This is a genomic window from Pseudomonas rhizozeae (assembly GCF_031583775.1).
Lineage (GTDB): Bacteria > Pseudomonadota > Gammaproteobacteria > Pseudomonadales > Pseudomonadaceae > Aquipseudomonas.
Genome location: NZ_JAVLSB010000069.1, coordinates 224,208 through 251,175 on the forward strand (window position 1 = coordinate 224,208; position 26,968 = coordinate 251,175).

A 26,968-nucleotide genomic window follows, 5' to 3' on the forward strand; every position below is an offset into this window, starting at 1 on the left:
GAATCATGCCCATCACAAGCGTGGCGCCGGGATTTGGTCGAGCAGTTGTTGCAGCACCTGATCGACGCTCATGCCTTCGATGTCCAGGTCGGGGGCAATCCGCACGCGGTGGCGCAATACCGCCAGCGCGCAGCCCTTGATGTCATCCGGAATCACGAACTCGCCGCCCCGCAGCAGGGCCCGGGCCCGGGCACAGCGCACCAGCGCGATCGACGCTCGCGGGCCGGCGCCGAGGGTCAGGCCTGGCCAGGTGCGGGTGGCGCGGGCCAGTCGAATGGCGTAGTCGAGCACTTGCTCGTCCAGCGGCAGCTCGCTGGCGATGCGCTGCAACACGATGACGTCCTTGGCCTGCAACACCGTGCGCAACGGTTGCACGTCGAGCATGTCGGCGCGGCTGGAACGGCTGACCTGGCGCACCATGTCGAGTTCTTGCTCGGCGTCGGGATAGTCCATGCGCACCTTGAGCATGAAGCGATCCAGTTCGGCTTCCGGCAACGGATAAGTGCCTTCCTGCTCGATCGGGTTTTGCGTGGCCAGCACCATGAACGGTTGCGCGATCGGCAGTGCCCGGCCTTCGAGCGTCACCTGGCGTTCCTGCATGGCTTCGAGCAGCGCCGCCTGGGTTTTCGCCGGGGCGCGGTTGATCTCGTCGGCCAGCAGAAGGTGGGTGAACAACGGACCTTTGCGCAGTTTGAACTGCTCGGTTTGCAGGTCGTACACCGCGTGTCCGGTGACGTCGCTGGGCATCAGGTCCGGGGTGAACTGAATGCGCGCGTACTCCCCGGCGAAACAGCGTGCCAGTGCTCGCACCAGCAGGGTTTTCCCCAGGCCTGGTAAGCCTTCGAGCAACACATGGCCGCCGGCAATCAACGCGGTGAGCACGTCATCGATCACGCGCTGTTGGCCGATCACCGCTTTCTGCAACTCGTTGCGCACGGCCTGCGCCAGTTGAATGGCGCGCTGGCGCTGCTGGGCGGCGTGCTGTTGGGCGTCGGGTTCGATCTCAGTCATAACGCGTTCCTCAAGGTTTGCAGATGGGCGACCTGACGGCTGAACTCAAGGCTGGACAAGCGTTGTTTCGGTCGTGGGCTCAGGGCCTGGCTGATGGCGCGGGTGGGCTGACGGGTCAGGCGCGCGAGCACCAGCCATTGTTCGGCGACCGTCAACTGTTCAAAACCGGGATGACGGCGACGGGCGCGGCGCAGGATGTCTTGCTGCAGGGCGTGCAGCAGGTGATGTTGGGCACGGCGGCGCAGCATGAAATCGGCACTGGCGCGCAGGTGTTCCTGGAGTTGCCGGCGTGCTTTCGGTGCCGGTTGCAGCAGCGGCCCGTGACGCACGCCGAGGTGCCAGGCGCCGAGGCCGAGCAGAGCGGCGAGGGCGACCAGGGCTTGCGGGAAGTAGCGCAGCAACAACGTGAGCAGCGAATCGTGGTCGGTGTTGTAGATCAACGTGACGTCAGTGTCGGCGCTCAAATACCAAAGCAGCCAGGCGTTGTCGTACTGCCCGATGGACGGCGTTTTCCACAGGTCGGCGTCGGTGACCACGGTGATCGAACCGCGCCCGTGGTTCAGCTGCATCATGTGCGTGGCCTTGCCACTGTTGGCCCAGGCCTGGGCCAGATTGTGCGGGTCTTCGAGATGGAATGCGGTGTCGAAACTGGCGTAGGCCGGGGCGTTTTCGTCTTCCAGATACAGCTGGGTCAAGTTCGGAAACGCCGGGGCAGGGGGCGCAGGCCTTGGTTCCTTGAGCGTCTTACTGAGCACTTGATGCACTTGCACCCGGTCCAACAGCAGGTCGTCGCTCTGGCCGGTTTTGTCATCCCACAAGGCTTCGGCGACGAACACCAGGCGGCCGCCAGCGCGGGTCCAGTTCAGAACTTGATCGACCTGTCGCGGCGTCATGTTCGAGCGTTCGCCGAACAGCAACAGCGTGTGCTGGCGCGGATCGATGCCGGGCAGCACCTCAAGGCCGTTGGCGTGAGTAACGGTGGTCCCCTGTCTGCGAAGGAACTGTTCCGCCGCCAAGTACGGATTGGCCTGGGCTTGCGGCGACGGACCGTGATCGATCACTTCTTGATAGGGCGTGGCGTTCAAGTACAGAAACACGCACAGCGCCCCCAGCAACAGCGCCAATAGCCCGCCGAGCGCCTGCCATCCGCGCCGGCTCAACGGGCGCTGTCCGAATTGAACAGGGCGCGCCAGCCATCGCACAGTTCCTGTTGCAGCGGCGCCGAAGGTGCACGGTGCCCATAAGCCATGTTCAGCCAATGCCGGGTGAGGTGTTGACTGAAGGCCAGCAATGCCGGACGTTGTAATTGTTCGACGCGCTCCAGCACCTGGCCTTCGGTGTCGGCGTCCTTGAGCGGCAGGTCGAAGTCATGCAGCAGTCGACTGAGCAGGCCGCGATACAGCAGGCTGAGTGCGCCGCGAGGGTCGGACTGCCAAAGTCGTTCGGCGCTGCCGGCAATGTCCACCGGCAGGCTGTCGTGCTGGACATCCAGCCCGAACAGTTGCCGGGGCGTGGGCCGATCCATGACGCGCCGTTGTGTCGGTCGACGGCTCACCCATGCGCGTAACGTATCGCGGTAACGCCAAATCAACAGACCGATGCCAGCCAGCAACAGGCCCCAGAGCAGTACTTCCAAGAGCCCGGCCAGTGCATTGAAGCGTTGACTGTCCAGCCAGCGCAGCCACGTTTTCAACCATTCCGGCGCGCTACCGTGATCGGTGGTTGTCGGATCGCGTTTGTCCTCGCCAAAACGGTAGCGGGTGACGGTTTCCTTGTTCTTGAACGGCGCCTGCTCGAGGATCGCCTTGATGTCGTTGCGCGCCGCCTCGCTGGTCAGCGGCTGATCGAGCAGGCGCGGGGCGTCCGGCGGCACAACGGGGTCGGCGGCTTGGGCGTATGGCGCGCCCGGCAGCATGACCATCAGCGCCAGCAACAGGACGCCGGCCGCGCTGGCCAGGCGCTGGCGCAGACGGCGGAACACCAGTTCGATGTCCCAGGCTTCCAGCACCGTTCGCCGGTTCAGGTACAAACTGAAACCGCAGGCGACATAGATCGGTTCCCACACCACCAGCACCAAGGCATACAGCAGATTGGTCAGGTGCTCGAGCCAGCGCCAGTCATGATCGGCCGCAGCAATCAGGGTCTGCCAGTCCCAGTCCAGCTCCACCTGTTGCGGCAACAGCAGGTAAAACAGCGCCATCAAGCCAATCCACAACGCGGTTTCCAGGTGCACGCCAATGATGGTCAGCCACTGGCCGGCAGCGGCATGCCGTTGCAGCAGCACGCGCAAACGCTCCTGTCGCACTGCACCGTCAAGGCCTTCGAGTTGCATCACCGGCATCACAAAGCTGCGGCTTAGACTCAAGCGCCGCCAAGTCAGGCTGGCGAGCAGTTGCGGCTTGAGCAGCCGCGGCCATGCGCGCAGGGCGTGTTTAAGGGTAGGGGTTTCTGCGAACAAAGCTTTCGAGAGGATGTACAACGGCAAGCGCTCGAATGCCGGTTTCAACCACCAGAAAATGAACAGCGCGAGGCTCGGTGAATCCCACAGCAGCAGACTCAGCAGGCAGAACACCGGCAAGGTGATAAGGGCCCAACTGGTCATCAGCAGCCGTCGGTGCCGTTGGCTCAGCAGCACGCCCAGGTCCATGGCTTCCCAGGTGGTGCGCGGACGAATCACCACGGTGGCGTCACTCAGGCGCATGGCGACTCCGCCCGGCCAGCAGTAGATACGCGGCCACTAGCAACCACAATCCAGCGCCCACCAGGTATTTGGTCAGCGGCGAAGTTGTGGTCATGGACGACCAGTAGGCTTCGATAAACGCCGCGAGCAACAGGAACAGCATGACCCCGCAAATCAGCGCCACGCTGTCGCGCGCCGCCAGCCTCAACGCTTCACCCCGGGGCAGGCGCCCCGGTGCAACCAGTGCCCAGCCCAATTGCAGACCGGCGGCACCGGACAGGGTGATGGCGCTCAGCTCGAAGGCACCGTGGCCGATCACGAAAGACCAGAAGGTCTGACCGTAGCCAATCTGCGTCAGATGCCCGGCGATCGCGCCGATGCTCAAGCCATTGAACAGCAGGAAAAACACGCTGCCCAGGCCAAACAGAAATCCGCTGGCGAAGGTCTGAAAGGCGATCCCGATGTTGTGCAGGATGTAATAGCCGAACATCACCCAGTCTTCACTGGCGGCCCGATCCGCGGTGCGCCCGAGGTGCCCGGCGACCGGGTCATACATGCTTTGCAAGTCATTGACCTGAGGCGCCGGGATCAGCGTGTAGATCAGGTCCGGGAACAGGTACACCAGCAGGCCCACGCCGATCAGGCTGCCAAAAAACATCAGCCCGGACGCCAGCACGAAGCGCCACTGCTGGCGCACCCGGCGCGGGAAATCCGCCAGGATGAACTGCAACGCCTGGTCGCCCAGCTGACTGCGATGGCGATAGAACTGTTGGTGCCCGCGTAGCACCTGATGCTGCAACGAGTCCACCAGAAAACTGCTGTAGCCGCGTTCGCGCGCGAGCGCCAAGTGGTGGCACAGCCGTCGATAATCCTGCGGGAAGCGCGCGACCCGTGAGGCTTCCTTGCCGCGCTCCAGACGATCGAGGAGCAAGGCGAACTGCTCCCATTCTGCCTTGTGGCGACTTTCGAACAGGCTCTGTTTCATGTCGGGCCCAACAAGCCGCGGGCGATGCCGTTGAGTTCAGCCACCGCTTTAGCCGCCGGGACTTGCAGTGGCTGGGCGAGAATCGCCGCCAGCTCGTCGACCCGCGCGTTGGAGAGTTCGGCCTGGCGTTCGGCGAAACCGAGGATGGCGCGCTGTTCGGCCAGCGTCAGGACGAATGCCGGGCGCCGGGGTTCGGCGGCGGGCAGTTGCGGGCGATTGAACGCTTGCTCGCTGTGAATAACCAGTGTGCCGGCCGCCAGGTCGCCGAGCCGTTTGAAGGTGGGGTGTTGCAGGCAACTGAGGGCGCCGAGGAAATAGCCGAAGGGCAGCATGTCCACCACCCGCAACAGGTTGCGCAACAAGGACGCCGACCAGCCGACGGGCGTGCCGTCGTCGTGCACCACCCGCAACCCCATCCACTGCTTGCCTGGCGTGCGTCCCTGGTGGAGCACTTCAAACAACACCATGTACCACCAACTGATGACGAACAGCAGGATCGAACCCAGCCCGGCACCGAGCTGGCCGAGAAATGCCAGCACGATGAACAACAGGCTGAGTATCGCGCCGCGCAGACCAAGGTCGATCGCGAACGCCATTGCACGCACCATCAACCCGGCCGGGCGCAGGGGCAAGTCGATGCCTTCCGGGGTTTCGACTTGATACCGCGTGTCCAGGGGCGGGGACAGCGTCGCTGTCCTTGGCAGTGCTGTGGTTTCGAGCATGGGCTACCTGAATGATGGGGCCGGATCGGGCGTCAATCTGCGTTCGATGCTAGCAGCCTCTCGGGGAAAAACGACATAACTATGTATTGCACGATGCGCCGCCAGAAGTGATTGAATGGCGAGATGTCTGGCCGCGGCGACGGGTCTGCGCCTAGACTTCGCCCGTCCTTTGTTCAGGAACACACCGTGACTTCCATCTTCTGGTACGACTACGAAACCACTGGCATCAACCCACGGTGCGACCGCCCGTTGCAAGTGGCCGGGGTGCGCACCGATTTCGACCTCAACGAGATCGACGAACCGGTCAATCTCTTTTGCCAGCCCAGCGAAGACATCCTGCCCCACCCGGCGGCGTGTGCGATCACCGGCATCACCCCCGGGCAGCTCGCCGATAAGGGCTTGAGCGAAGCGGATTTCATGACTCGGGTGCATGCGCAGTTGGCGGCACCCGGCACCTGTGGCGCTGGGTACAACACCTTGCGCTTCGACGATGAGATGACCCGTTACAGCCTGTACCGCAACTTTTTCGACCCCTATGCCCGGGAATGGCAGGGTGGCAACAGTCGCTGGGACCTGATCGATGTGGTGCGCGCCGCCTACGCGCTGCGCCCCGATGGCGTGGTCTGGCCGCAGGACGATGAGGGGCGGGTGACGCTCAAGCTCGAACGACTCTCGGCGGCCAATGGCCTGGCGCACGGCCATGCACATGAAGCGTTGTCCGATGTGCGCGCCACCATTGCCCTGGCACGATTGATTCGCGAGAAGCAGCCGAAACTCTATGACTGGCTGTTTCAACTGCGCAGCAAGCAGCGGGTGATGGACCAGGTACGCCTGCTGCAACCGATGGTACATATTTCCGGGCGTTTCTCTGCGGCGCGTCATTACTTGGGCGTGGTGCTGCCGCTGGCCTGGCACCCGCGCAACAAGAACGCTTTGATCGTCGCCGATCTGCATCTCGATCCACAGGGCCTGCTGGACACCGATGCCGACACCCTGCGGCAGCGCCTGTACACCCGCCGTGACGATCTGGCCGAGGGTGAACTGCCGGTGCCGCTCAAGCTGATCCACGTCAACCGCTGTCCGGTGGTGGCGCCGCTCTCGGTGTTGCGCGAGGCCGATCAGCAACGTCTGCAACTGGACATGGCGCTTTATCAGGCCCGGGCGCTGCGACTTAGTGACGCACAACAAGTTTGGCAAGATAAAGTCCAGGCGATTTATGCGAGCGAAGATTTCGCCCCGAGCCTCGACCCGGAACAACAGTTATACGATGGCTTTGTCGGCGATCGGGATCGGCGTTTATGTGAGCAGGTCAGAAGCGCAGATCCGCTGCAACTAGCGCAAGGCCATTGGCCGTTCGATGATGAACGTCTGCCGGAATTATTATTTCGATATCGAGCGCGCAACTTCCCGGATACGTTGAATTCCGAAGAACAACAGCGCTGGCGTTTATTCTGTCAGCAGCGATTGTCAGACGCGCAGTGGGGTGCTCCGAATACGCTGCATACTTTCGTTGAAACCGCTGCTCAATTGTCGCTAACCGCGACATCCGAGCAGCAAGTGGTGTTGGCGCAGTGGCAAGAATATGCAGAAACACTGCGCAAACGTTTGACGCTGTGAGTTCGAAACATTAAGCCTTTATTACTTGCATAAAAAAACGCCAGCGAATGCTGGCGTTTTTTCTTGATCGCGGATCCGTCTGCGACAGGCGTTGCGGCTTAGCCCAGCAGGGTAGCCCAGCCTTCAACCACATCACCGCCCCACTTGGCTTTCCACTCTTTCAGCGTCTTGTGGTTGCCACCTTTGGTTTCGATGACTTCGCCGTTGTGCGGGTTTTTGTATTGTTTAACCTTGCGAGCGCGTTTGGTGCCGGTAGTTTTTACAGCGGCGGCGCCACGGGGTGCTTTAACTTTCGATTCCGGATCCAGCAGGGCGATGATATCGCGCAGGGATTTGGAGTATTCGCCCATCAGGGTGCGCAGTTTGCCTTCGAATTCCAGCTCGGTCTGCAGTTTGTCGTCTTGGGACAGATTCTTCAAACGTGCTTGCAGCTCTTTGATAGCTTCTTCGGTGGCGCGGTATTCGTTGATCAAGGACATGAGGACTACCTTATGTTGGCGCAGGGTGGCAGGGTGACAGTGGCGCAATAATAGTCAGACGGTTTCATCAAGTAAACATTTAACCGGGGTTTATTTTAATTAGTTAATGCATTCAGGCGAAAAACTCGAGGCACTGTTAAATACTGTGATGAAGTCATCACGGATATTTACAAAGGTGCGCTTGCCTGTGTTCACACGCGCTCTTGAATGCCTTGGCACCAACCGCGTCAGGTGGTCACGTAACGCTGGCGCATCATCAATACTGCAGTTTTGCCAAGCAATGGCTAGAATGGCGGCCTTTGCGAAGTTCTGGAGTTTCCCCCCATGCGCACTTTTCGGCTGGTGATTGCTTGCCCGGACCGCGTCGGTATCGTTGCTAAAGTCAGTAACTTTCTGGCGTCCCATAACGGCTGGATCACTGAAGCGAGCCATCACTCGGACAATCTCAGTGGCTGGTTTTTCATGCGTCACGAGATTCGCGCCGATTCATTGCCGTTCGGCATCGAAGCATTCCGTGAAGCGTTCGCGCCTATTGCCGAAGAATTCTCGATGACCTGGCGCATCACCGACACCGAACAAAAGAAACGCGTGGTGTTGATGGCCAGCAAGGAGTCCCACTGCCTGGCCGACTTGCTGCACCGCTGGCACAGCGATGAACTGGACTGCGAGATTTCCTGCGTGATTTCCAATCACGACGATTTGCGCAGCATGGTCGAATGGCACGGCATTCCTTATTACCATGTGCCGGTCAACCCGCAAGATAAGGAACCGGCGTTCGCGGAAGTGTCGCGCCTGGTCAAACAGCATGACGCCGAAGTGGTGGTGCTGGCCCGCTACATGCAGATTCTGCCGCCGGCCCTGTGCAGTGAATATGCACACCAAGTCATCAACATTCACCACAGCTTCCTGCCGTCGTTCGTGGGCGCCAAGCCATATCACCAGGCGTCGTTGCGCGGTGTGAAGCTGATCGGCGCCACCTGCCACTATGTCACCGAAGAGCTGGACGCGGGCCCGATCATCGAGCAGGACGTGGTGCGGGTCAGCCATAGCGACAGCATCGAGGACATGGTGCGTTTCGGTCGCGACGTCGAGAAAATGGTCCTGGCTCGTGGCCTGCGTTACCACCTCGAAGACCGCGTGCTGGTGCACGGCAACAAGACCGTCGTGTTCTAATTCGGCCTACACTGAGCGTTCCCTCGCGACGCGGGGGAGCGAACTCAATCAAATGAGGACTTAGTCATGGCCGGCCCCCTGGACAAAGCAACATCCAAAGCACCTGCCACCCTCGGTGAAGGATGCCTGAGCCGTTATGATCCGGACGACATGACGCCCGAGGACGGCACTGAATTTCCCGGCGCTGCCGAGCTCTGGGAGCAGTTGCAGCAGGATCCCGATTTGCCGCCTAAGCCTGCCTGATCTTCATCAGCTTCTTGAGCAGTGGTCGCCCGAGCATCAGCACGAATATCGGTCCGCCCACCAGCAAATAGAAGTAATAGGTCACCGCGCGCCAGATCAGGATCGCCGCTGCCGCAGTGGATTTGCCCACCATCGGCGCCAGTAACGCCGCCGAGGTCAACTCCGCCGCGCCCGCGCCCCCCGGCAACAAGCTGAATTGCCCGGCGCTCAGCGAGAGCATCTGGATCAGAAAACTCCACGCCCATTGCAAATCCGCGCCCAGCCCACGCAGAGCCAGGTACAGCACGCTGTAGCGCAGCAGCCAATGCACGCAGGTGAGTGCGAAGACTTTCAGCAGAGTCAACCGAGGCAGCTTCAAGGTGTCGGTGAACGCCGCGAGGAAGTGCAACAGTTTGCGTGCCCACCGCATCCGCGTGGTGGGCTGGACGTTGAGCCGCGCCAGCAACCGGCCGCCCACGCGGATCAAGCTGCGGTGATAGCGGGCGACCGCGACACAGGTCAACAACCCGCCGAACATCGAAACTGCGCTCACGGTCAGCAGCCATTCCATGCGTTGGCTCAGGTGCTGAAACAGCGCGTAAATCAGAATGCCGCTCAGGGCACATAGGAAAAACACCAGATCGCTCAGTTGGTCCATGGCAAACACCGCGCTGCCCCGGGCCGGGCGCACGCCATTGCGTGCCAGTAACGCCATGATGGTCAACGGACCGCCACTGCCGCCGGGCGTGGCGCAGTAGGCGAACTCCGCGGCCATCACCACCCCCAGGCTTTGCAGCCGCCCAACCTTCGGCCGTTGATCACCGAGCAACAGGCGCAGACGCAGGGTGTTCAGCACCCAGCACAGCAGGATCATGCCAAACATGATCAGCAGCCAGGTCAGCGGGAAATTGCCCAGCCGCGACCACGCCTCGCCACCGCCCAGCACTGATGGAATCAGCACTGCCGCCAGCAGGGCGATCAGCAGCAACAACCCTCGACTCATGCTACGCGCTCGATAAGCGCGCTCTGTTGCGCCAGCCATTGGATCTTAGTCATCGGCACTCGGCCTTGTTCCAGTAAACGGGTCAGGGTTTTCAGCCAGTAGGCTCGCGAATATTCATGGCGCATGTCCACCGGATGCAAGCCCAGACGGATCACCGGAGCCTGCCGCCAGCGCTGTTCACGTTGATCGCTGAGCCACTTCGACAGGCCACGCCGCCATGGGCTGCGGGCACTCCAGACCAGGCCGGGGGCATCGATCGGGGCGAAATCCGGCAAGCGGTACAGGTGCTGCGAATCACTGGTATAACGCAACGGCAAGTGGCGAAGGGCCTCGCGTGTGCCTTCGCTCATCAACCAGGCGGGTGCGACGAAGCCGTGCAGGGGCCAGCGATAACGGTGAAACAGTTCCATCCCTTCGCGTAGTCGCGCCAATGCCGCGGCTTCGGACAGTCCATAGAACTCGCCTTCATGAGTGTAGATGCGGCGCATGAACCAGTCGTGGGGCGTTCTCGCCGCCGGGCTGTCGTCGCAATGGTAATAACCGTGCAGGACCAGTTCATCGCCGCGTTCCACACGGCCGCTGAGCATGCGGCGAAACCCTGGATGGGCTTCCAGACTATGTTGCTTATGGAAGTCCGGGACCACCAGCCAAGTGATCGGCACTTGGCCCAAGGCATCGACTTGATCGACGAAGCGCTGGTAGTCGGCCCAGGTGTTCGGCGCGACGTCATGCAATACCAGCAGCAAACTCGGCGGGTTCATCCGAGGGCTCGCAGCGGCAGGGTGTTGCCGAGTACCGCGTAGTAATGCCCGAGCAGACTGTCGACTACCGTGTCCCAAGCGTAATGCCGTTCGACATGGCTGCGCGCATTCTCGCCCAGAGTCACGCTGCCCTGGCTGAACAGCTCGCGTACCGCATTGGCCATGGCCTGGGCATTGTTCGGCGTGCACAGCAAACCGCAGGAATTGCTAACGATTTCCGTGAACGCGCCGGCGGCCACGGCCACCACCGGAATGCCGCTGGCCATGGCTTCGAGGATCACCAGGCCGAAGGTTTCCTGGTCGCCGGCATGCAGCAAGGCATCGGCGCTGGCCATCAACCGCGCGACTTGCTGCGCTGGCCGAAACTCATCGATCACCGTGACATTGTCCGGCACCAGTGCTGGCATCGACGGCCCCACCAGCAACAAGTGGTAACGCTTGCCCAGGCGCTTCATGCAGTGCAGCAACACCGGCAGGTTCTTTTCTTTTGAACCGCGCCCGGCGTAGATCAGCAGTCGAGTGTCTTCGGCAATCCCCAGCTCCGCGCGCAACCCTGGGTCGCGGGCGCTGGGGTGAAAGGTCTGCAAGTCCACGCCCAGCGGCTGCACGAAGACATTCTTGACCCCGAGGCCGATCAGTTTGTCGGCCATCACCTGGCTTGGCGCCAGCACCCTATCGAAATTGCCGTACAGCTTGCTGACATAGGCCTCGACATTGGGCGTGACCCAGCTGCCCATCCGGTTGCTCACCAGCAGCGGCAGGTCCGAATGGTAGAAGCCGATCACCGGCACATCCAATTGGCGCCGCGCATCGAGCGCGGCCCAGGCCGTGAGGTAGGGATCGCCGACTTCGATCAGGTCAGGCTGTAAATCGTGCAAGACATTACGCCAAGGGGCCAGCCGCAGCGGAAAACGGTAGCCCTTGCCGAAGGGCAGGGCCGGGGCGGGGACCGTGAACACCCCGTCCCGCTCGCTCAAATGCGCGCCGGGGATCAACAGGCTGTGGCGTATACCCGGTTTGCTTCCCAGGCGTCGATGCTTGGCGTCCAGATAGGTGCGCACACCGCCGCTGGCCGGTGCGTAAAACATGGTTATGTCAGCGATATGCACGATGTACATCCCTCCGGTCCAATGTCTCCCTTGGTTGACCTTTATCAAGGATAGGCGTTCGGTTGGCCTGCGCTGAGGCCCGACGGGGATCTTGTGTGTGATCGTGTTGCTATAAATAGAGGGAAAGCAGCGAATAGTTTGGCGAGCTGTCCTCAGATGAACTTTCCTACTGTTCAAGGCGAATTGCAGAACTTGCTTCGTCGGGTGCTCTCGCTTATTTCTATTGCCAATGCCGACCTCATTAACCTTTGGTGACTTCATGCCTGATTCATCGCAACTCGTTATCGGCGCCGACATCGCGGGGCAGCCGATCGCCCAGGCCATGCGCCTGGCCAACCGTCATGGGCTGGTCGCGGGCGCCACTGGCACCGGCAAGACCGTGACCTTGCAGCGTCTGGCCGAAGCGTTCAGCGACGCCGGCGTGGCGGTGTTCGCGGCGGACATCAAGGGCGACCTGTGCGGCCTCGGCGCGGCGGGTAATCCCCAGGGCAAAGTGGCCGAGCGAATTGCTGGCATGCCCTGGCTGAACCATGTACCCAAGGCTTATCCGGTGACGCTTTGGGACATCCACGGGCAGTCCGGCCATCCGTTGCGTACGACCTTGAGTGAAATGGGCCCATTGTTGCTGGGCAGTCTGCTGGAACTGAGCGACAGTCAGCAGTCGGCGCTGTACGCGGCGTTTAAGGTGGCGGATCGCGAAGGCCTGTTGTTGCTCGATCTCAAGGACCTCAAGGCATTGCTCAACCACCTCAAGGACAATCCGACCCTGCTGGGGGATGACGCGGCGCTGATGACCACTGGCTCCAGCCAAGCGTTGTTGCGGCGTCTGGCGACCCTGGAACAGCAGGGCGCCGAAGCCTTGTTCGGCGAACCGGCGCTGCAGCTCGAGGATATTCTGCAACCGGCCAGTGACGGGCGCGGGCGTATTCACCTGCTCGATGCCAGTCGCCTGGTACACGAGGCACCCAAGGTCTATGCAACCTTTCTGCTGTGGCTGCTGGCGGAGTTGTTCGAACAACTGCCGGAACGCGGCGATGCCGACAAACCTCTGCTGGCGCTGTTTTTCGACGAAGCGCACTTGCTGTTTGCCGGCACCCCGAAGGCCTTGCAGGATCGTTTGGAGCAAGTGGTGCGGTTGATTCGTTCGAAGGGCGTCGGGGTGTATTTCGTGACTCAGTCGCCGGGTGATCTGCCGGACGACGTGCTGGCGCAACTGGGCCTGCGCATCCAGCACGGCCTGCGGGCGTTCACCACCAAAGAGCAGAAATCCCTGAAAGCCGTGGCCGATGGCTTCCGTCCGAATCCGGCCTTCAATGCACTGGACGTGTTGACCGAACTGGGGATTGGCGAGGCGCTGGTGGGCACGTTGCAAGAGAAGGGCACGCCAGAGATGGTCCAGCGCGTGCTGGTGGCGCCACCGCAATCGCGGATCGGGCCGTTGACCGAGGCTGAGCGCCAGGGCTTGATTGCCGGCTCGCCCTTGCAGGGTCGTTATGACAAACCGATCGACCGCGAGTCAGCGTATGAAGTGTTAATGGGACGCAAGGGTCTGGCGCCAGAAGCGGCGCCGGACAAACCGACGGTCGCCGAGCCTAGCCTGGCGGACAAGGCCGGGGAGTTCCTCGGCACGGCGGCAGGTCAGGCATTGAAATCGGCCATGCGTCAGGCAGCCAATCAGTTGGGCCGGCAGTTGGTGCGTGGCTTGATGGGCTCTTTATTGGGGGGAAGCAAGCGTCGCTGAACCCTCCTCAGTCCTTAGGCTTGGCATGGGCGGCCAGGCGTTCCAGTGCCGCGCGCAAGTTGGGATCGCTGATGCCATCGGCGGTGGCCTGGATGGTCGCGGCGGCATCGGTAGACAAATCCATAGTGTGGCCGACCACCGCACGGTGCACTGTTGGGGGTTGAACCTTGAACAGGATGCGCGTCAGGCTGGTGAATTCGTCGAACAATTGCAGTTGCCGTTGCAGGCGTTTTTGCTGGTAACGCAGACGAGTGGCCCAATGGCCATCGGTGACAATCAACAACAAATTGCCTTCGCGCCAAGAGGCGACATGGCAATGCGCGCGGGCGGCCGGTTGCAATTGGCTTTCGAGCAGCCGTTGCAGATGGCTCAGGCGTTGCGCGTGGCCCAGAATGGCTTTCAGCGGTTTGGCTTCGCGGAGCAAAACGGCGGGGACTTTGGCCGTAAGAGGGCGAAATGCCATGATTGAGCGCCTGAAGTGACAGAAGCGCCATGTTAGCAGAAAGGGCCGAATGCACCCGACCCATTGCTTTGCGCGCGTTTTAACCATTAAATCAATGAGTAACTTCTACCCAGCATGGGTTGAAGTTCAGCAAAAAGCCCCTATTTTAAGTGAGCCCCGTTATAGCGCAGTGCATGCATCGTGGAATAACGCCACTTTCCTCACCATCGTTTCCGGGTAGAATGCTCGTTCGCATGCGGCCATGAGGGCTGCACGGGCGACTCACGGGGCCGCCCTCCATCCCTTTAGTGTGGAAGATCCTGCCGATATGTTTGCGCCTTTGTTAAAGAAACTTTTTGGAAGCAAGAACGAGCGTGAAGTCAAACGCATGCTCAAGACGGTGCAATTCGTCAATGCCTTCGAAGAGCAAATGGTAGCCCTTTCGGACGATCAATTGCGTGCCAAGACCGACGAGTTCAAGGCCCGCATCGCCAAAGGGGAAACCCTCGATAAATTGCTGCCAGAAGCCTTTGCGGTCGCCCGCGAAGCCGGTAAGCGTGTCATGGGTATGCGCCACTTCGATGTCCAGCTGATCGGCGGCATGACCTTGCATGAAGGCATGATCGCGGAAATGCGTACGGGTGAAGGCAAGACTCTGGTGGCAACGTTGGGTGTTTACCTCAACGCACTGTCCGGCAAGGGCGTGCACGTTGTGACCGTGAACGACTACCTGGCCCGCCGTGACGCCAACTGGATGCGCCCGCTGTATGAATTTCTCGGCCTGACGGTCGGCGTTGTCACGCCGTTCCAGCCGCCGGAAGAAAAGCGCGCGGCCTACGCTGCCGACATCACCTACGGCACCAACAACGAATTCGGGTTCGACTACCTGCGCGACAACATGGCGTTCAGCATGGAAGAAAAATTCCAGCGCGAACTCAATTTTGCCGTGATCGACGAAGTCGACTCCATCCTCATCGACGAAGCCCGTACCCCGCTGATCATTTCCGGTCAGGCCGAAGACAGCTCCAAGATGTATGTCGAGATCAACAAACTGATCCCGCAGCTTGAGTTGCATGTCGAGGAAGTCGAAGGCGTAGTCACCAAGGCTGGCCACTACACCGTTGACGAGAAGACCCGTCAGGTCGAGCTGAACGAAGCCGGTCACCAGTTCATCGAAGAAATGCTCACCCGCGTCGGCCTGCTGGCTGAAGGCGAGAGCCTGTATTCGGCGCATAACCTGGGCCTGCTGACCCACGTCTATGCCGGTCTGCGTGCGCACAAGCTGTTCCATCGCAACATCGAGTACATCGTCCAGGACGGTCAGGTTGTACTGGTCGACGAACACACCGGCCGTACCATGCCGGGTCGTCGTTTGTCCGAAGGCTTGCACCAGGCCATCGAAGCCAAGGAAAACCTGAACATCCAGGCCGAAAGCCAGACCCTGGCCTCGACCACGTTCCAGAACTACTTCCGTCTGTACAACAAGCTGTCCGGCATGACCGGTACCGCTGACACCGAAGCGTTCGAATTCCATCAGATCTACGGTCTGTCGGTGATGGTCATCCCGCCGAACAAGCCGCTGGCCCGTAAGGACTACAACGATCTGGTTTTCCTCACCGCCGACGAGAAATACGCGGCGATCGTGGCGGACATCAAGGAGTGCATGACTCACGGCCGTCCGGTGCTGGTGGGTACGGCAACCATCGAGACCTCTGAGCACATGTCCAACTTGCTGGTCAAGGAAGGCATCGAGCACAAGGTTCTGAACGCCAAGTTCCACGAAAAAGAAGCGGAAATCATTGCCCAGGCCGGTCGTCCGGGTGCGCTGACCATCGCCACCAACATGGCCGGTCGCGGTACTGACATTCTGTTGGGCGGTAACTGGGAAGTGGAAGTCGCCTCCCTGGAGAACCCGACCCCTGAACAGATCGCTCAGATCAAAGCCGACTGGCAGAAGCGTCACCAGCAAGTGCTGGAGTCCGGCGGCTTGCAGGTGATTGCCTCCGAGCGTCACGAATCGCGCCGTATCGACAACCAGCTGCGTGGCCGTGCCGGCCGTCAGGGTGACGCCGGTTCCAGTCGTTTCTACCTGTCCCTGGAAGACAGCCTGATGCGCATCTTCGCCTCTGACCGGGTGAAGAACTTCATGAAAGCCCTGGGCATGCAGTCCGGTGAAGCGATCGAGCACCGCATGGTGACCAACGCCATCGAGAAGGCCCAGCGCAAGGTTGAAGGCCGCAACTTCGACATTCGTAAACAACTGCTCGAGTTCGACGACGTCAACAACGAACAACGTAAAGTGATCTATCACATGCGTAACAGTTTGTTGGCCGCTGACAACATCGGCGAAACCATCGCCGACTTCCGTCAGGACGTGCTCAACGCTACCGTCAGCGCACACATTCCGCCGCAGTCACTGCCTGAGCAGTGGGACGTCGCCGGTCTGGAAGCTGCCCTGCAGAGCGACTTCGGTGTGGCCCTGCCGATCCAGAAATGGCTCGACGAAGACGATCACCTGTACGAAGAAACCCTGCGCGAGAAACTCATGACCGAGCTGCTCGCCGCGTACAACGAAAAAGAAGAGCAAGCGAGCGCCGAAGCGCTGCGCACTTTCGAGAAGCAAATTGTCCTGCGCGTACTCGACGACCTGTGGAAAGACCACCTGTCGACCATGGATCACCTGCGTCACGGCATCCACTTGCGTGGCTATGCGCAGAAGAATCCGAAGCAGGAATACAAGCGCGAGTCGTACACCCTGTTCTCCGAACTGCTGGACTCGATCAAGCGCGACTCGATCCGTGTGCTCTCGCACGTTCAGGTTCGCCGCGAAGATCCGGTGGAAGAAGAAGCGCGCCTGCGCCAGGAAGCCGAAGCACTGGCCGCGCGCATGCAGTTCGAACATGCCGAAGCGCCGGGCCTGGAAGCCGTCGAAGCGGAGGGCGTCGATGTTGACGTCGCGCTGGCTGCCGCGCCGGTTCGTAACGAGCCGAAGCTGGGCCGCAACGAGCTGTGCTTCTGCGGTTCGGGCAAGAAATACAAGCATTGCCACGGGCAGATTCAGTAAAACCCGTTTCAGACGCTGATCTACCCGCGCCGCGACCGGCTTCTGCCGTCGCGGCGTTTTGCCATTTAACCATCGCCGTCCCTTGCACAGCGGTGCACACACCATCTTTTAAGGAGCGCTTTCATGGCTGTTGGTCTTGGTCCTTTGCCAACGTTGCACCCGGTTGCCGGTTTTGAACTCGGTATCGCCTCGGCCGGCATCAAGCGCCCGGGGCGCAAGGATGTCGTGGTGATGCGTTGCGCAGAAGGTTCGACGGTAGCGGGCGTGTTCACCTTGAATGCCTTTTGCGCAGCGCCGGTGATTCTGGCGAAGCAACGCGTGCAAAACCCTGTGCGTTACCTGCTGACCAACACCGGCAATGCCAACGCCGGCACCGGTGAGCCGGGCCTGGCCGCCGCCGAGCGCACCACCGCCAAACTGGCCGAGTTGACCGGTGTGGACGCCAGTCTGGTGCTGCCTTACTCCACCGGTGTAATCGGTGAGCCGCTGCCAGTCGAGAAGATCGAAGGCGCGTTGCAAGCTGCGCTCGACGACCTGTCGGTCAATAACTGGGAAGCCGCCGCCACCGGCATCATGACCACCGACACCTTGCCCAAAGGCGCGAGCCGCCAGTTCCAGCATGACGGCGTGACCATCACCGTCACCGGCATCAGCAAAGGCGCCGGCATGATCCGCCCGAACATGGCGACCATGCTCGGCTACATTGCCACCGATGCCAAAGTCTCCCGCGAGGTGTTGCAGAACCTGTTGCTGGACGGTGCCAACAAATCGTTCAACCGCATCACCATCGATGGCGACACCTCGACCAACGACTGCTGCATGCTGATCGCCACCGGTCAGGCCAAGTTGCCGGAAATCACTGCCGCCAGCGGCGAGCTGTTCAGCAAGCTCAAGCAAGCCGTGTTTGAAGTGTGCATGGACGTGGCCCAAGCCATCGTGCGCGATGGTGAAGGTGCCACCAAGTTCGTGACGGTCGAAGTCAACGGCGGCGGCAATCACCAGGAATGCCTGGACGTGGGTTACACCGTGGCCCACTCGCCACTGATCAAGACCGCGTTGTTTGCGTCCGACCCGAACTGGGGCCGCATCCTCGCCGCTGTGGGTCGTGCCGGCGTGCCGAACCTGGACGTGAGCAAGATTGACGTATTCCTCGGCGAGGTCTGCATTGCCAGCCATGGCGCCCGCGCGGCGACCTACACCGAGGCGCAGGGCGCGGCGGTGATGCAACAGGAAGAAATCACCATCCGCATCGAACTGGGGCGCGGCGACTGCAGCGAAACGATCTGGACTACTGACCTGTCCCACGAGTACGTGAAGATCAACGCCGAGTACCGCACGTAACTCGTAGCGTGTTGCTTCATTCGCGAGCAGGCTCGCTCCCACAGGGTTTCGATTCATTCGCAAAGCCAGTGTGGAAGTGAGCCTCCTAGCGAAAGCGGATCGCCAGTCGCTGCAACGGCTGGCTTGCTCCCCTCATTAAAAGGCGCCCCATCATGAGCCTGCACCTGATCATCGGCGACAAATTGCATTCATCTTGGTCGTTGCGCGCCGCCCTGGCCCTGGAGTTGGCAGGGGCGAGCTACAGCGAGGAGCTGGTCTGGCTGGGCCAACCGGACAGCCGCGCCAATCTGCTCAAGCATTCGCCCACAGGCAAGGTGCCGCTGCTGAAAACCGAGCACGGCACCATCGCCGACTCCTTGGCGATTTGCGAATACCTGGCCGAGCGTTTCCCCGCGACGGCCCTCTGGCCTGAAGACATCGCCGCCCGTGCCCAGGCGCGCTCTGCCTGTGCGCAGATGCACAGCGGCTTCTTCGGCATGCGCACGCACATGCCGTTCGACCTGAGCCGCGACGCGCCATTGCCCTCGGTCCCGGCCGAGGTGCAAGCGGACATCGAGCGCATGCTGGCGTTGTGGGCCGAATGCCGCGCCGCCGCCACTGAAAGCGGTGCGTTTCTGTTCGGCCACATCAGCCTGGCGGATGCCTTCTTCGCACCGATTGCCGTGCGGCTACGGACGTATCAAGTGCCGTTGCCGGCAGCCGATGAGGCCTACGTCGACACCGTGTACCAATGGCCAGCGTTCCAGGCTTGGCAGAAAGCCGGGCTGGAGGAGCTGGATCTGCAGGAGAAAGCGCAGTGAAACGAATCCATGTCGCCGCAGCGGTCATCCGTGACGGCAGCGGCAAGATCCTGATCGCCCGCCGTGCCGACACCCAGCATCAGGGCGGCCTCTGGGAATTTCCCGGTGGCAAGGTCGAGGCTGACGAAAGCGTGCAAGCGGCCCTGGGCCGTGAGCTGGCGGAAGAACTGGGGATTACTGTTACCGCGACCCGCCCTTTGATCAAGGTCCGTCACGATTACCCGGACAAGCAAGTGCTGCTGGATGTCTGGGAGGTCTCGGCGTTCAGCGGTGAACCTCATGGCGCCGAAGGCCAGCCGTTGGCCTGGGTCAGTGCACGCGAGCTGGTCGATTACGAGTTCCCGGCGGCCAACCAGCCAATCGTCGCCGCTGCCCGTTTGCCGGCCGATTACTTGATCACTCCGGACAACCTCGAAGCTCCGGCGCTGTTGCGCGGTATCCAGAAAGCCATTGCTGGCGGGATCAAGCTGATCCAGCTGCGTGCGCCGAACGGCTACGATCCCAAGTACCGCGACCTGGCCGTCGATGCTGCGGGGCTGTGTGCCGGCAAGGCACAATTGATGATCAAGGGTCCGTTCGAGTGGCTAGGGGATTTTCCGTCCGCCGGCTGGCACATCACCTCAGCGCAGTTGCGCAAATATGCCAGTGCCGGGCGACCACTGCCGGCCAATCGCTGGCTGGCGGCGTCCTGCCACAACGCTGAAGAACTGGCACTGGCGGAGCAGATGGGCGTGGATTTCGTCACCCTGTCGCCGGTGCAGCCGACCCAGACTCACCCGGACGCCTTGCCCCTCGGTTGGGAGCAGGCGTCGAGTTTGATCGATGGTTTCAGCAAACCGGTGTTTCTGCTCGGCGGTGTCGGGCCGGCGGAGCGCGACAAGGCTTGGGCGGTTGGCGCTCAAGGTGTGGCGGGGATTCGGGCGTTCTGGCCTGAGGCTTGAGGATCAGTCGGCCAATGGTCCCGGCTTCGGCGCCGCCTGCCACAAAATCTCCGCGACCCCTTGGCGCTTGGCAATCAACCGCGCGGCGACGAACAACAGGTCCGACAGTCGATTGATGTACGCCAGGCCCACACCGGCCAAAGGCTCCACGGCGTTAAGGTGCTGGCAACGGCGCTCGGCGCTGCGGGCCAGGCTGCGGCAGACGTGGGCCTGGGCGATCAACGTCGACCCGCCCGGCAGGATGAAATTCTCCAGCGGCCCCAGCTCTTCGTTCCACAGGTCGATCGCCGCTTCCAGCCGCTCGATCTCCGCCGCATCCAGCGCCTGATAGATCGGCATCGCCAGTTCACCGCCAAGGTCGAACAAGCGGTGCTGGCATGGCGCCAACACCTCGATCAATTCAATCAGGCCCGGATACGTTGTAGCTTCGACCGCGAGCCCGGCCAGCAGCACGCCGACCTGACTGTTCAGCGTATCGACCTCGCCAATGGCTTCGACCCTCGGGTGATCCTTGGGCACGCGGCGGCCGTCGCCGAGGCCGGTTTCGCCTTTGTCGCCGGTGCGTGTGTAAATTTTCGACAGGCGAAAGCCCATGGTTACCTCGGTAATTGATGGAGTTCTGGGGTGGGCAGTACGGAACCGGCCAAGGGCAGGCGCAGGGTGAAGCAGGTGCCTTGGCCCGGGGTCGATTGGACTTCCATCTGACCCTTGTGGTTGTTAGTGATGATGAAGTACGACACCGACAGCCCGAGCCCGGTGCCCTGGCCGATTTCCTTGGTGGTGAAAAACGGCTCGAAGGTGCGCTTGCGAACGTTCTCGCTCATGCCGATGCCGTTGTCCTCGACCTGGATTTCCGCCCATGGCGGGTTGAGCCGGGTGCGCAAGATAATGCGGCCCGGCTCGGAATCGTCTTCGCGCTGATGGATGGCTTGCGCGGCGTTTTTCAGCAAGTTGAGCAACACCTGTTCCAGTTCGTTGGCGGTGCCCGGAACGGGTCCGAGGTGAGGGTCGAACTGGCGCACAATGGCTTGGCCCTTGAAGTCGAAACCGATAGCCAGGTCGAAGTCGTTACCGGCAATTTCCACCGCTTGGTCGATCAGCGCGGGCAGGTCGCACGGTGCCATCTGTCGATTGCTGCGGCGGCTGAAGCTGAGCATGTGGGTGACGATTTTCGCCGCGCGCGCTCCGGCCTGCTGGATGCCGTCGAGCAATTGCGGGACCTCTCGGCTTTGCAGGTAACGATTGACCACCTCGAGCTCGATGCCCAGTTGTTGCGCTTGCTCGAGGTTTTTTGGCAGCTCCGAGGACAACCGTCGACGAATGTTCTGCACGTTATGCAGGATCGCCCCCAGCGGGTTGTTGATCTCGTGTGCCATGCCGGCCGCCAGGCCTCCCACGGACAGCATCTTCTCCGATTGCACCATCATTTCTTCCAGCGACAGGCGCTGGGTGATGTCGTCGATGCGGATCACTACGCCGCGCCCGGCGCCGCCCATCAAGGGGTAAAAAGTCAGGGCGTAATGCTTGGGCTCGTCATCCTTGAACCAGGTCACCCGCTCAACCTTCGCCACGGTGTGCTGTTCGACGGTTTGTTTGAGCTGTGGCAAAAACGGCTTGAGCGGTTCGAAGGCGAGGAAGATCGGCTGGTTCAGTGCTTCGTCCAGACGCGTGCCGGACAGGGCGCTGGCCTCCTGATTCCATTGGGTGACGTAGAGCTGTTCGTCAAGGGCGATCAGCGCCGACGGCATGGAGTCGATGATGCTGTTGAGGTAGTTCTGGAACCCGGTGAGTTTCTTCTCGATCTTGCTGCGTACCTGGACTTCCAGCTCCAGCTTACGGTTGGTGTGACGGGTTTCTTCCGCCAGGCCCTGCGCCTGATCGTAGGCCGCTTGCGAGTCGTCGCGGGCGCGCTTGAGTTGCTGCTCCCGGGCTTCGATTCGCGACAGCATGGTATTGAATGCTTCGGCCAGGCTGCCGATTTCGTCATGGTTGCCGCGTGAGGCACGCAGGGCGTAGTTCTCTTCGCGGGTCACCTGGCGCGACAACTCTTCCAGTTGATGGATCGGCCGGGTAATCAGGCGCTTGATCTGCCGCGCAATCATCAGCCACAGCAACACGCTGAAAATCAGAATGCCGAGGCTGGCGGTCAGGGTACCGGTGTAAAACGCCACTGGCAGTTCACTGCTGGCGACCAGCAGTAAGTGGCCGGGCGCGGTGCCGGGGCGGGGCAGGGTGATCAGTTGATTGCTGCGAAATTCCGTGGCTTGCCAGGCTTCGATGTGCCGATAGTTGTCCGGCAGCTTGAGTTTTTCGCCGTGCTGCAACTGCGCCAGGCGTTCGCCGGTGCCGTCGTACAGCGCGGCGGCGCGTAACGGGGAGTAACTGTTGAGTTCCTTGAGCAAGCGCTCGGCGCTTTGCGGTGACTTCAACGCTTCAGCCACCAGGCTCGGGTTGGAGATCAACCGGCCAATGGTCTGCAAGGCTTGTGGCGCCATGCTTTCCTGGGAAATGTAATAGGCGGCGCTGATAAAGGTCAGGTTGGCAACTAGCAGAACCGTGGTCAACAGCACCAGCAGGGCGGCCAACAGTTTCTGGCCGACCGGCAGGTTTTCAAGGCGCTGGCGCAATGGCATCGGGGACGTCGCTAAAGAAGAACACGAGGCCAGCGTAGCCGCTGCTCAGTCGCTGGGCAATCCAAGCGTGCGCAGGTGTGCGATCAAGCGTTGTTCCAGTTGCGCAAGGTGCGGCAGATTCAGTTGATGACGGGCCGCGACTTTGCACGCATGGCCGAGCAGATAGCTGATCTCCGTGCGCCGCTGATGATGCACATCCTGGTACATCGACGAAAAATTTGCCGCCGTGGCCTGGATCACTCGCTCGACTTCCTGCTGCAAATCTTCGGCGGCGGCAGGCTGGCCGCAACGTTCAAGCAGCTCAGCCAGTTCCGCGCACAAGGTGGCCACTTCGCACTGATGCTGCTGCAATCCGCCGTTGCGGCAGTCGTGCAGCACGGTCAGCGGGTTGATCGCGCAATTGAGCGCCAGTTTGCGCCACAACCGGGTGAGGATGTCCGGGGTCCAGGCGTGCGGGATGCCCGCGGCGCTGAGCTCGTCGAGCCAGATCGGCGCCACCGGATGGGCGGCATCGCCAAGCCAAGTGTAACCATGGCCGGCGAAGACCACGCGCCAGTCGCTGTCGCGAAATGCGCCTTCAGTGCTGGAGGCAGAAATGCAGCGGGTCTGGGGCACTCGGGCAGCCACGGCATCCTGACTGCCGAGGCCATTTTGCAGGAGGATCAGTTCCGCGTCCGCCGTCAGTCGGTGCGCAAGCTGTGCGACCGCAGGCTCGGCATCGTAGGCTTTACACGCCACCAGCAGTCGGCGAATCGGCTCCTCGCTGTCGGACGTTTCACCAGGTATAGGGTACAACTGCGCTTCGCCGTGCTCTACCAGGGTCAGACCGCCCGCCGCTTGATAGGCGGCGTGCCGCGCGGTGTCGCGCAGGATCAGCCGCACTGGCAGGCCGGCCCGGGCCAGACGCGACGCCCACAGGCTGCCGAGGCTGCCGGCACCTACGATGTGCCAGGTGGTCGACATCAGTGGCTCACTCGATTGTTGGCAGGCATATGCGGCTCGCAGTGTCGGCAGGAAAAGACCCGTTATAATGAGCCCGATTTTAACCGCAAGCCAAGCGCGCTCCATCCTGATCGAGCGCGCCTTTTTATTGGAGAGACTACATGCCGTCGTTCGACGTGGTATCCGAACTGGACAAACACGAACTCACCAACGCGGTCGAGAACGCCGTCAAGGAGCTCGACCGTCGTTATGACCTGAAAGGCAAGGGCAGCTTCGAGTTCAAGGAAAAAGACCTGACCGTCAACCTGACCGCTGAAGCCGATTTCCAGCTGGAAGCGATGATCGAAATCCTCAAGCTGGCCTTGGTCAAGCGCAAGATCGATGTGCAATGCCTCGAGGTCAAGGATGCTTACGCGTCCGGCAAGCTGATGAAGCAGGAAGCCGTGCTCAAGGAAGGCATCGACAAGGAACTGGCGAAGAAAATCGTTGCCCACGTCAAGGAAGCCAAGCTCAAGGTGCAGGCCGCCATCCAGGGCGAACAAGTGCGCATCACCGGCAAGAAGCGTGATGATTTGCAGGAAGCCATCGCTGCGCTGCGGGCCAAGGAATTCGGCATGCCGCTGCAGTTCAATAACTTCCGCGACTGACCTGCGAGGCGGGAATCTGTGGGAGCAGGCTCGCCCGCTCCCACCTGGATTGAGTTAACTCAGGAGAAACTAGATGGATTTGAATGCTGAAGTGGACCACTTGGTCAAGGCCTCCCAGGCGTGGATTCCGATGATCATGGAATACGGAAGCCGCGTGCTGTTGGCGATCATCACCCTGGCCATCGGCTGGTGGTTGATCAACAAGGTGACGCAAAAGCTTGGCGGTCTGCTGGCATTGCGCAATGCCGACCTGGCCCTGCAGGGGTTCATCAGCAGCCTGGCGAATATCATCCTGAAGGTGCTGCTGATCGTCAGCGTAGCCTCGATGATCGGCGTCGAAACCACTTCGTTCGTTGCAGCGATCGGTGCTGCCGGCCTGGCCATTGGCCTGGCGTTGCAAGGTAGCCTGGCGAATTTCGCTGGTGGTGTGCTGATTCTGTTGTTCCGTCCGTTCCGCATCGGTGACTGGATCGAAGCGCAGGGCGTGGCTGGCACCGTTGACAGCATCCAGATCTTCCACACCGTGCTGCGCACCGGCGACAACAAAACCATCATCGTGCCGAACGGTAATCTGTCGAACGGCATCATCACCAACACCAACCGCCAGCCGACCCGCAAAGTGGTGTTCGACGTCGGTGTCGACTACGAAGCGGACCTGCAAAAGGCTCGTCAAGTGTTGCTGGACCTGGCCAAGGACGAGCGTGTATTGGCCGATCCTGCGCCGCAGGCGGTGATTTCCACCTTGGGTGACAGTTCGATTACTGTTTCCCTGCGAGTGTGGGTGAAGACTGCAGATTATTGGGACCTGATGTTTATGTTTAATGAACAGTCCAGAGATCGTCTGAAAGCCGCCGGTATTGATATACCGTTCCCGCAACGTGTCATCCGCGTTGTTCAGGATGCGCCTGCCTAATCATTGATTTGAACTTGAACCCTTGGTCAAGTAGTTACAGCCCAGGAAATATTAAGTTTTCTGGGCTTTTTTATGACTGATGTCTGCATGGATCGAAGAATTGTTAGGCAGCGTATAGTTAATATTGTTTGTTGTTAGCTTGCTAACAGAAGCGGTAAGTTAATTCTTGGCCAATAAAAAACCGCCCACCTGAAACCAGGTGGGCGGTAGTTTTAGAGCAGGGCTCTACAGTACGGGCGTGTTACATCCGGATTAGAGGATGTTCAGCGGGTACTCAACGATCAGACGCACATCGTTGTTGTCAGACGAGTAGCCGCTGTAAGCGCCGTTGGAGCGGTACATGGCGTAACGCAGACGCATCGACAGGTCTTTAACCGGACCGTCCTGGAAGACGTACTTGGACTCGGCGTTCCACTCGTTTTCCTTACCTTCACCCAGACCGTTGGTGGAGATGTTGTCACCCTTCACGTAACGGGTCATGAAGCTCAGACCTGGAACGCCGTAGGTTTTCATGTTCAGGTCGTAACGAGCCTGCCACGAACGCTCGTCCTTGCCCACGAAGTCGGAGATCTGGATGGAGTTGGATACGAAGATGGTGCTGTTGCCGTCAACGCCATAGTAGTAACCGTTGTCACCGCTGGAGCGCTGGTGAGCGACGGTGAACTTGTGGGCGCCGATGCTGTAGGCAGCTGCCAGGGACCACAGTTTGTTGTCTACGCCGGTGGTGCCGTCGCCGATGGCGTCGATGGTGTCGCCGCGTTTTTCGCCTTCGGTTTTGTAACCGTTGAAGTCGAAGTTAACCGACTGATCATCATTGATCGGCAGGGTGTAGTTCAGGTTGATGTACTGCTTCTTGAAGTAGTCATCAGCGTCGGATGCAGCTACAGCACCGGTGAAGTTATCGGTGAAGGCGTAGCTGGCGCCGAAGATGTTGATGTTGGTCAGGCCTTTGCCGCCGAAGCCGTTTTCATCAGCGATACCGCCGATGCTGTCACGACCCATGCCGGTTTGCTTGCTCAGGGAGGTGAAGCGACCTGCGCTCAGTTCCAGGCCTTTGATTTCCTTGGAGGTAAGCAGGGTACCAGTGGCGACTTCTGGCAGCAGACGGCTGTCATCGGTAGCGAAAACCGGGCTGGCAACAAATTGCTGACCGTATTTCAGAGTGGTGTCGGAGAGACGGAATTTAACCGCGCCACCGATTTTGCCTTGGCTCTTTTCTGGGTTGCCGTCGCTGTCGTTAGCGAACAGGCCGTTGCCGCGGTGACCCGAGCCACCGTCCAGTTTGGCCGAGCCCATTGCCATGGCGTCAACGCCGAAGCCAATGGTGCCTTGAGTGAAGCCGGACTCGTAGGTCAGCAGTTCGCTGATACCGGTGTCCTGACGATAGCCGGCGGTGCCGGAGGTGCCGTTGCCAGCACCGTTTTTGAAATCACGGTTCATGTACTGGAGACGGGTTTTGGCTTTCAGACTCTGGTCGCCGAAAAAGCCTTTGGACTCGTCCTGGGAGGACGCGATTGCGAACTGCGAGGTGCCTGCTGAAACAGCCAGTGCGATCATGCTCCACTTCATCACGCGCATCGTGATTTGCTCCTTTGGTTTTTAGAAGAGTTACTGCCGTCCCACCTGTTTTTTTATCTGGGCGGCTCTTTCTTTTTGTGTCGGCGCAAACTTATATCACGACGACAATGTTGGCGATACTTGCGTATCTAACCTTTCAGCATCTTTACGACGCTGTCGCTAAT

General features: G+C 60.7%; 24 protein-coding genes. 10 read left to right on the plus strand and 14 right to left on the minus strand.

Annotation, left to right across the window (positions count from 1 at the left end; genetic code table 11):
- Positions 1-12: 12 nt before the first annotated feature.
- Genes RG836_RS24530 through RG836_RS24550 form a run of 5 tightly spaced genes read right to left on the minus strand, consistent with a single transcriptional unit; the run spans position 13 to position 5,398 of the window.
- The gene (locus RG836_RS24530; protein WP_310850283.1) at positions 13-1,011 is read right to left on the minus strand and encodes an AAA family ATPase; all 999 of its coding nucleotides are present in this window, start codon (positions 1,009-1,011) and stop codon (positions 13-15) included.
- Positions 1,008-2,171, minus strand: a complete 1,164-nt coding sequence (locus RG836_RS24535) for a DUF4350 domain-containing protein (RefSeq protein WP_310850284.1) — start codon at positions 2,169-2,171, stop codon at positions 1,008-1,010. Before RG836_RS24535 ends, RG836_RS24530 begins: the two co-directional genes overlap by 4 nt.
- Positions 2,168-3,712 carry a DUF4129 domain-containing protein gene (locus RG836_RS24540; RefSeq protein WP_310850285.1) on the minus strand — a complete coding sequence of 515 codons (1,545 nt, stop codon included), beginning with the start codon at positions 3,710-3,712 and terminating at the stop codon, positions 2,168-2,170. Before RG836_RS24540 ends, RG836_RS24535 begins: the two co-directional genes overlap by 4 nt.
- Positions 3,699-4,676, minus strand: a complete 978-nt coding sequence (locus RG836_RS24545; protein WP_310850286.1) for a stage II sporulation protein M — start codon at positions 4,674-4,676, stop codon at positions 3,699-3,701. Before RG836_RS24545 ends, RG836_RS24540 begins: the two co-directional genes overlap by 14 nt.
- Positions 4,673-5,398, minus strand: coding sequence for an RDD family protein (locus RG836_RS24550; RefSeq protein WP_310850287.1), 726 nt, complete (start codon positions 5,396-5,398; stop codon positions 4,673-4,675). The genes RG836_RS24545 and RG836_RS24550 overlap by 4 nt, the downstream gene beginning before the upstream one ends.
- Before the next feature lie 186 nt (positions 5,399-5,584).
- Between RG836_RS24550 and sbcB the strand changes: the two genes are divergently transcribed.
- A complete protein-coding gene (sbcB, locus tag RG836_RS24555; RefSeq protein ID WP_310850288.1) occupies positions 5,585-7,015 on the plus strand; it encodes an exodeoxyribonuclease I in 1,431 nt (476 codons plus the stop codon).
- 98 nt (positions 7,016-7,113) lie between these two features.
- Here sbcB and mvaT read toward each other — a convergent pair whose 3' ends face one another.
- Positions 7,114-7,494 (minus strand): histone-like nucleoid-structuring protein MvaT, encoded by a 381-nt coding sequence (mvaT, locus tag RG836_RS24560; RefSeq protein ID WP_310850289.1) that lies wholly within the window; start codon positions 7,492-7,494, stop codon positions 7,114-7,116.
- A gap of 324 nt (positions 7,495-7,818) precedes the next feature.
- On the opposite strand from mvaT, the gene purU reads away from it, so the two are divergent.
- Together purU and RG836_RS24570 are read left to right on the plus strand one after the other, a co-directional pair.
- On the plus strand, positions 7,819-8,667 hold the full coding sequence (gene purU, locus RG836_RS24565) for a formyltetrahydrofolate deformylase (protein ID WP_310850290.1): 849 nt from the start codon (positions 7,819-7,821) through the stop codon (positions 8,665-8,667).
- 66 nt (positions 8,668-8,733) lie between these two features.
- Positions 8,734-8,910 carry a hypothetical protein gene (locus RG836_RS24570; protein ID WP_310850291.1) on the plus strand — a complete coding sequence of 59 codons (177 nt, stop codon included), beginning with the start codon at positions 8,734-8,736 and terminating at the stop codon, positions 8,908-8,910.
- Here RG836_RS24570 and RG836_RS24575 read toward each other — a convergent pair.
- Genes RG836_RS24575 through RG836_RS24585 form a run of 3 tightly spaced genes read right to left on the minus strand, consistent with a single transcriptional unit; the run spans position 8,897 to position 11,771 of the window.
- Positions 8,897-9,892: a lysylphosphatidylglycerol synthase transmembrane domain-containing protein gene (locus RG836_RS24575; protein WP_310850292.1), complete on the minus strand. Its 996-nt coding sequence runs from the start codon at positions 9,890-9,892 to the stop codon at positions 8,897-8,899. The genes RG836_RS24570 and RG836_RS24575 overlap by 14 nt on opposite strands.
- Entirely contained in the window at positions 9,889-10,653 is a 765-nt protein-coding gene (locus RG836_RS24580) for a polysaccharide deacetylase family protein (protein ID WP_310850293.1), read from the minus strand. Before RG836_RS24580 ends, RG836_RS24575 begins: the two co-directional genes overlap by 4 nt.
- Positions 10,650-11,771, minus strand: a complete 1,122-nt coding sequence (locus RG836_RS24585) for a glycosyltransferase family 4 protein (RefSeq protein WP_310850294.1) — start codon at positions 11,769-11,771, stop codon at positions 10,650-10,652. The genes RG836_RS24580 and RG836_RS24585 overlap by 4 nt, the downstream gene beginning before the upstream one ends.
- 250 nt (positions 11,772-12,021) lie before the next feature.
- Between RG836_RS24585 and RG836_RS24590 the strand changes: the two genes are divergently transcribed.
- The gene (locus tag RG836_RS24590) at positions 12,022-13,503 is read left to right on the plus strand and encodes a helicase HerA-like domain-containing protein (RefSeq protein WP_310850295.1); all 1,482 of its coding nucleotides are present in this window, start codon (positions 12,022-12,024) and stop codon (positions 13,501-13,503) included.
- A 7-nt stretch (positions 13,504-13,510) separates the two neighbouring features.
- On the opposite strand, the gene RG836_RS24595 is transcribed toward RG836_RS24590, so the two are convergent.
- Complete coding sequence (locus RG836_RS24595; RefSeq protein ID WP_310850296.1) at positions 13,511-13,966, minus strand: DUF721 domain-containing protein; 456 nt, start codon at positions 13,964-13,966, stop codon at positions 13,511-13,513.
- 307 nt (positions 13,967-14,273) lie between these two features.
- Here RG836_RS24595 and secA point away from each other — a divergent pair, with 307 nt between their 5' ends.
- The 4 genes from secA (at position 14,274) to RG836_RS24615 (ending at position 20,091) form a co-directional block, all read left to right on the plus strand.
- Complete coding sequence (gene secA, locus RG836_RS24600) at positions 14,274-17,009, plus strand: preprotein translocase subunit SecA (RefSeq protein WP_310850297.1); 2,736 nt, start codon at positions 14,274-14,276, stop codon at positions 17,007-17,009.
- Positions 17,010-17,132: 123 nt separating this feature from the next.
- Positions 17,133-18,350, plus strand: a complete 1,218-nt coding sequence (argJ, locus tag RG836_RS24605; protein WP_310850298.1) for a bifunctional glutamate N-acetyltransferase/amino-acid acetyltransferase ArgJ — start codon at positions 17,133-17,135, stop codon at positions 18,348-18,350.
- Between the two features lie 152 nt (positions 18,351-18,502).
- Positions 18,503-19,150 carry a glutathione S-transferase gene (locus RG836_RS24610; protein WP_310850299.1) on the plus strand — a complete coding sequence of 216 codons (648 nt, stop codon included), beginning with the start codon at positions 18,503-18,505 and terminating at the stop codon, positions 19,148-19,150.
- On the plus strand, positions 19,147-20,091 hold the full coding sequence (locus RG836_RS24615) for a Nudix family hydrolase (protein ID WP_310850300.1): 945 nt from the start codon (positions 19,147-19,149) through the stop codon (positions 20,089-20,091). Before RG836_RS24610 ends, RG836_RS24615 begins: the two co-directional genes overlap by 4 nt.
- Positions 20,092-20,094: 3 nt before the next feature.
- On the opposite strand, the gene RG836_RS24620 is transcribed toward RG836_RS24615, so the two are convergent.
- The 3 genes from RG836_RS24620 to RG836_RS24630 are packed head-to-tail and all read right to left on the minus strand — an operon-like array spanning position 20,095 to position 23,687.
- Positions 20,095-20,685, minus strand: coding sequence for a cob(I)yrinic acid a,c-diamide adenosyltransferase (locus RG836_RS24620; protein WP_310850301.1), 591 nt, complete (start codon positions 20,683-20,685; stop codon positions 20,095-20,097).
- Positions 20,686-20,687: 2 nt separating this feature from the next.
- On the minus strand, positions 20,688-22,724 hold the full coding sequence (locus tag RG836_RS24625; protein ID WP_310850302.1) for a sensor histidine kinase: 2,037 nt from the start codon (positions 22,722-22,724) through the stop codon (positions 20,688-20,690).
- A gap of 45 nt (positions 22,725-22,769) precedes the next feature.
- Positions 22,770-23,687 (minus strand): putative 2-dehydropantoate 2-reductase, encoded by a 918-nt coding sequence (locus tag RG836_RS24630; protein WP_310850303.1) that lies wholly within the window; start codon positions 23,685-23,687, stop codon positions 22,770-22,772.
- A 140-nt stretch (positions 23,688-23,827) separates the two neighbouring features.
- On the opposite strand from RG836_RS24630, the gene RG836_RS24635 reads away from it, so the two are divergent.
- A complete protein-coding gene (locus RG836_RS24635; protein ID WP_310850304.1) occupies positions 23,828-24,313 on the plus strand; it encodes a YajQ family cyclic di-GMP-binding protein in 486 nt (161 codons plus the stop codon).
- 73 nt (positions 24,314-24,386) lie between these two features.
- The gene (locus tag RG836_RS24640) at positions 24,387-25,226 is read left to right on the plus strand and encodes a mechanosensitive ion channel family protein (protein WP_310850306.1); all 840 of its coding nucleotides are present in this window, start codon (positions 24,387-24,389) and stop codon (positions 25,224-25,226) included.
- Between the two features lie 252 nt (positions 25,227-25,478).
- On the opposite strand, the gene RG836_RS24645 is transcribed toward RG836_RS24640, so the two are convergent.
- Complete coding sequence (locus RG836_RS24645) at positions 25,479-26,804, minus strand: OprD family porin (protein WP_310850307.1); 1,326 nt, start codon at positions 26,802-26,804, stop codon at positions 25,479-25,481.
- Positions 26,805-26,968: the final 164 nt, after the last annotated feature.

Bases quoted from the DNA above. Each gene is read 5' to 3' on its own strand.
- RG836_RS24530 (WP_310850283.1), bottom strand. From the start codon at position 1,011: ATGACTGAGATCGAACCCGACGCCCAACAGCACGCCGCCCAGCAGCGC.
- RG836_RS24540 (WP_310850285.1), bottom strand. From the start codon at position 3,712: ATGCGCCTGAGTGACGCCACCGTGGTGATTCGTCCGCGCACCACCTGG.
- RG836_RS24545 (WP_310850286.1), bottom strand. From the start codon at position 4,676: ATGAAACAGAGCCTGTTCGAAAGTCGCCACAAGGCAGAATGGGAGCAG.
- RG836_RS24550 (WP_310850287.1), bottom strand. From the start codon at position 5,398: ATGCTCGAAACCACAGCACTGCCAAGGACAGCGACGCTGTCCCCGCCC.
- mvaT (WP_310850289.1), bottom strand. From the start codon at position 7,494: ATGTCCTTGATCAACGAATACCGCGCCACCGAAGAAGCTATCAAAGAG.
- purU (WP_310850290.1), top strand. From the start codon at position 7,819: ATGCGCACTTTTCGGCTGGTGATTGCTTGCCCGGACCGCGTCGGTATC.
- RG836_RS24570 (WP_310850291.1), top strand. From the start codon at position 8,734: ATGGCCGGCCCCCTGGACAAAGCAACATCCAAAGCACCTGCCACCCTC.
- RG836_RS24575 (WP_310850292.1), bottom strand. From the start codon at position 9,892: ATGAGTCGAGGGTTGTTGCTGCTGATCGCCCTGCTGGCGGCAGTGCTG.
- RG836_RS24580 (WP_310850293.1), bottom strand. From the start codon at position 10,653: ATGAACCCGCCGAGTTTGCTGCTGGTATTGCATGACGTCGCGCCGAAC.
- RG836_RS24585 (WP_310850294.1), bottom strand. From the start codon at position 11,771: ATGTACATCGTGCATATCGCTGACATAACCATGTTTTACGCACCGGCC.
- RG836_RS24590 (WP_310850295.1), top strand. From the start codon at position 12,022: ATGCCTGATTCATCGCAACTCGTTATCGGCGCCGACATCGCGGGGCAG.
- RG836_RS24595 (WP_310850296.1), bottom strand. From the start codon at position 13,966: ATGGCATTTCGCCCTCTTACGGCCAAAGTCCCCGCCGTTTTGCTCCGC.
- secA (WP_310850297.1), top strand. From the start codon at position 14,274: ATGTTTGCGCCTTTGTTAAAGAAACTTTTTGGAAGCAAGAACGAGCGT.
- argJ (WP_310850298.1), top strand. From the start codon at position 17,133: ATGGCTGTTGGTCTTGGTCCTTTGCCAACGTTGCACCCGGTTGCCGGT.
- RG836_RS24610 (WP_310850299.1), top strand. From the start codon at position 18,503: ATGAGCCTGCACCTGATCATCGGCGACAAATTGCATTCATCTTGGTCG.
- RG836_RS24620 (WP_310850301.1), bottom strand. From the start codon at position 20,685: ATGGGCTTTCGCCTGTCGAAAATTTACACACGCACCGGCGACAAAGGC.
- RG836_RS24625 (WP_310850302.1), bottom strand. From the start codon at position 22,724: ATGCCATTGCGCCAGCGCCTTGAAAACCTGCCGGTCGGCCAGAAACTG.
- RG836_RS24630 (WP_310850303.1), bottom strand. From the start codon at position 23,687: ATGTCGACCACCTGGCACATCGTAGGTGCCGGCAGCCTCGGCAGCCTG.
- RG836_RS24635 (WP_310850304.1), top strand. From the start codon at position 23,828: ATGCCGTCGTTCGACGTGGTATCCGAACTGGACAAACACGAACTCACC.
- RG836_RS24640 (WP_310850306.1), top strand. From the start codon at position 24,387: ATGGATTTGAATGCTGAAGTGGACCACTTGGTCAAGGCCTCCCAGGCG.
- RG836_RS24645 (WP_310850307.1), bottom strand. From the start codon at position 26,804: ATGCGCGTGATGAAGTGGAGCATGATCGCACTGGCTGTTTCAGCAGGC.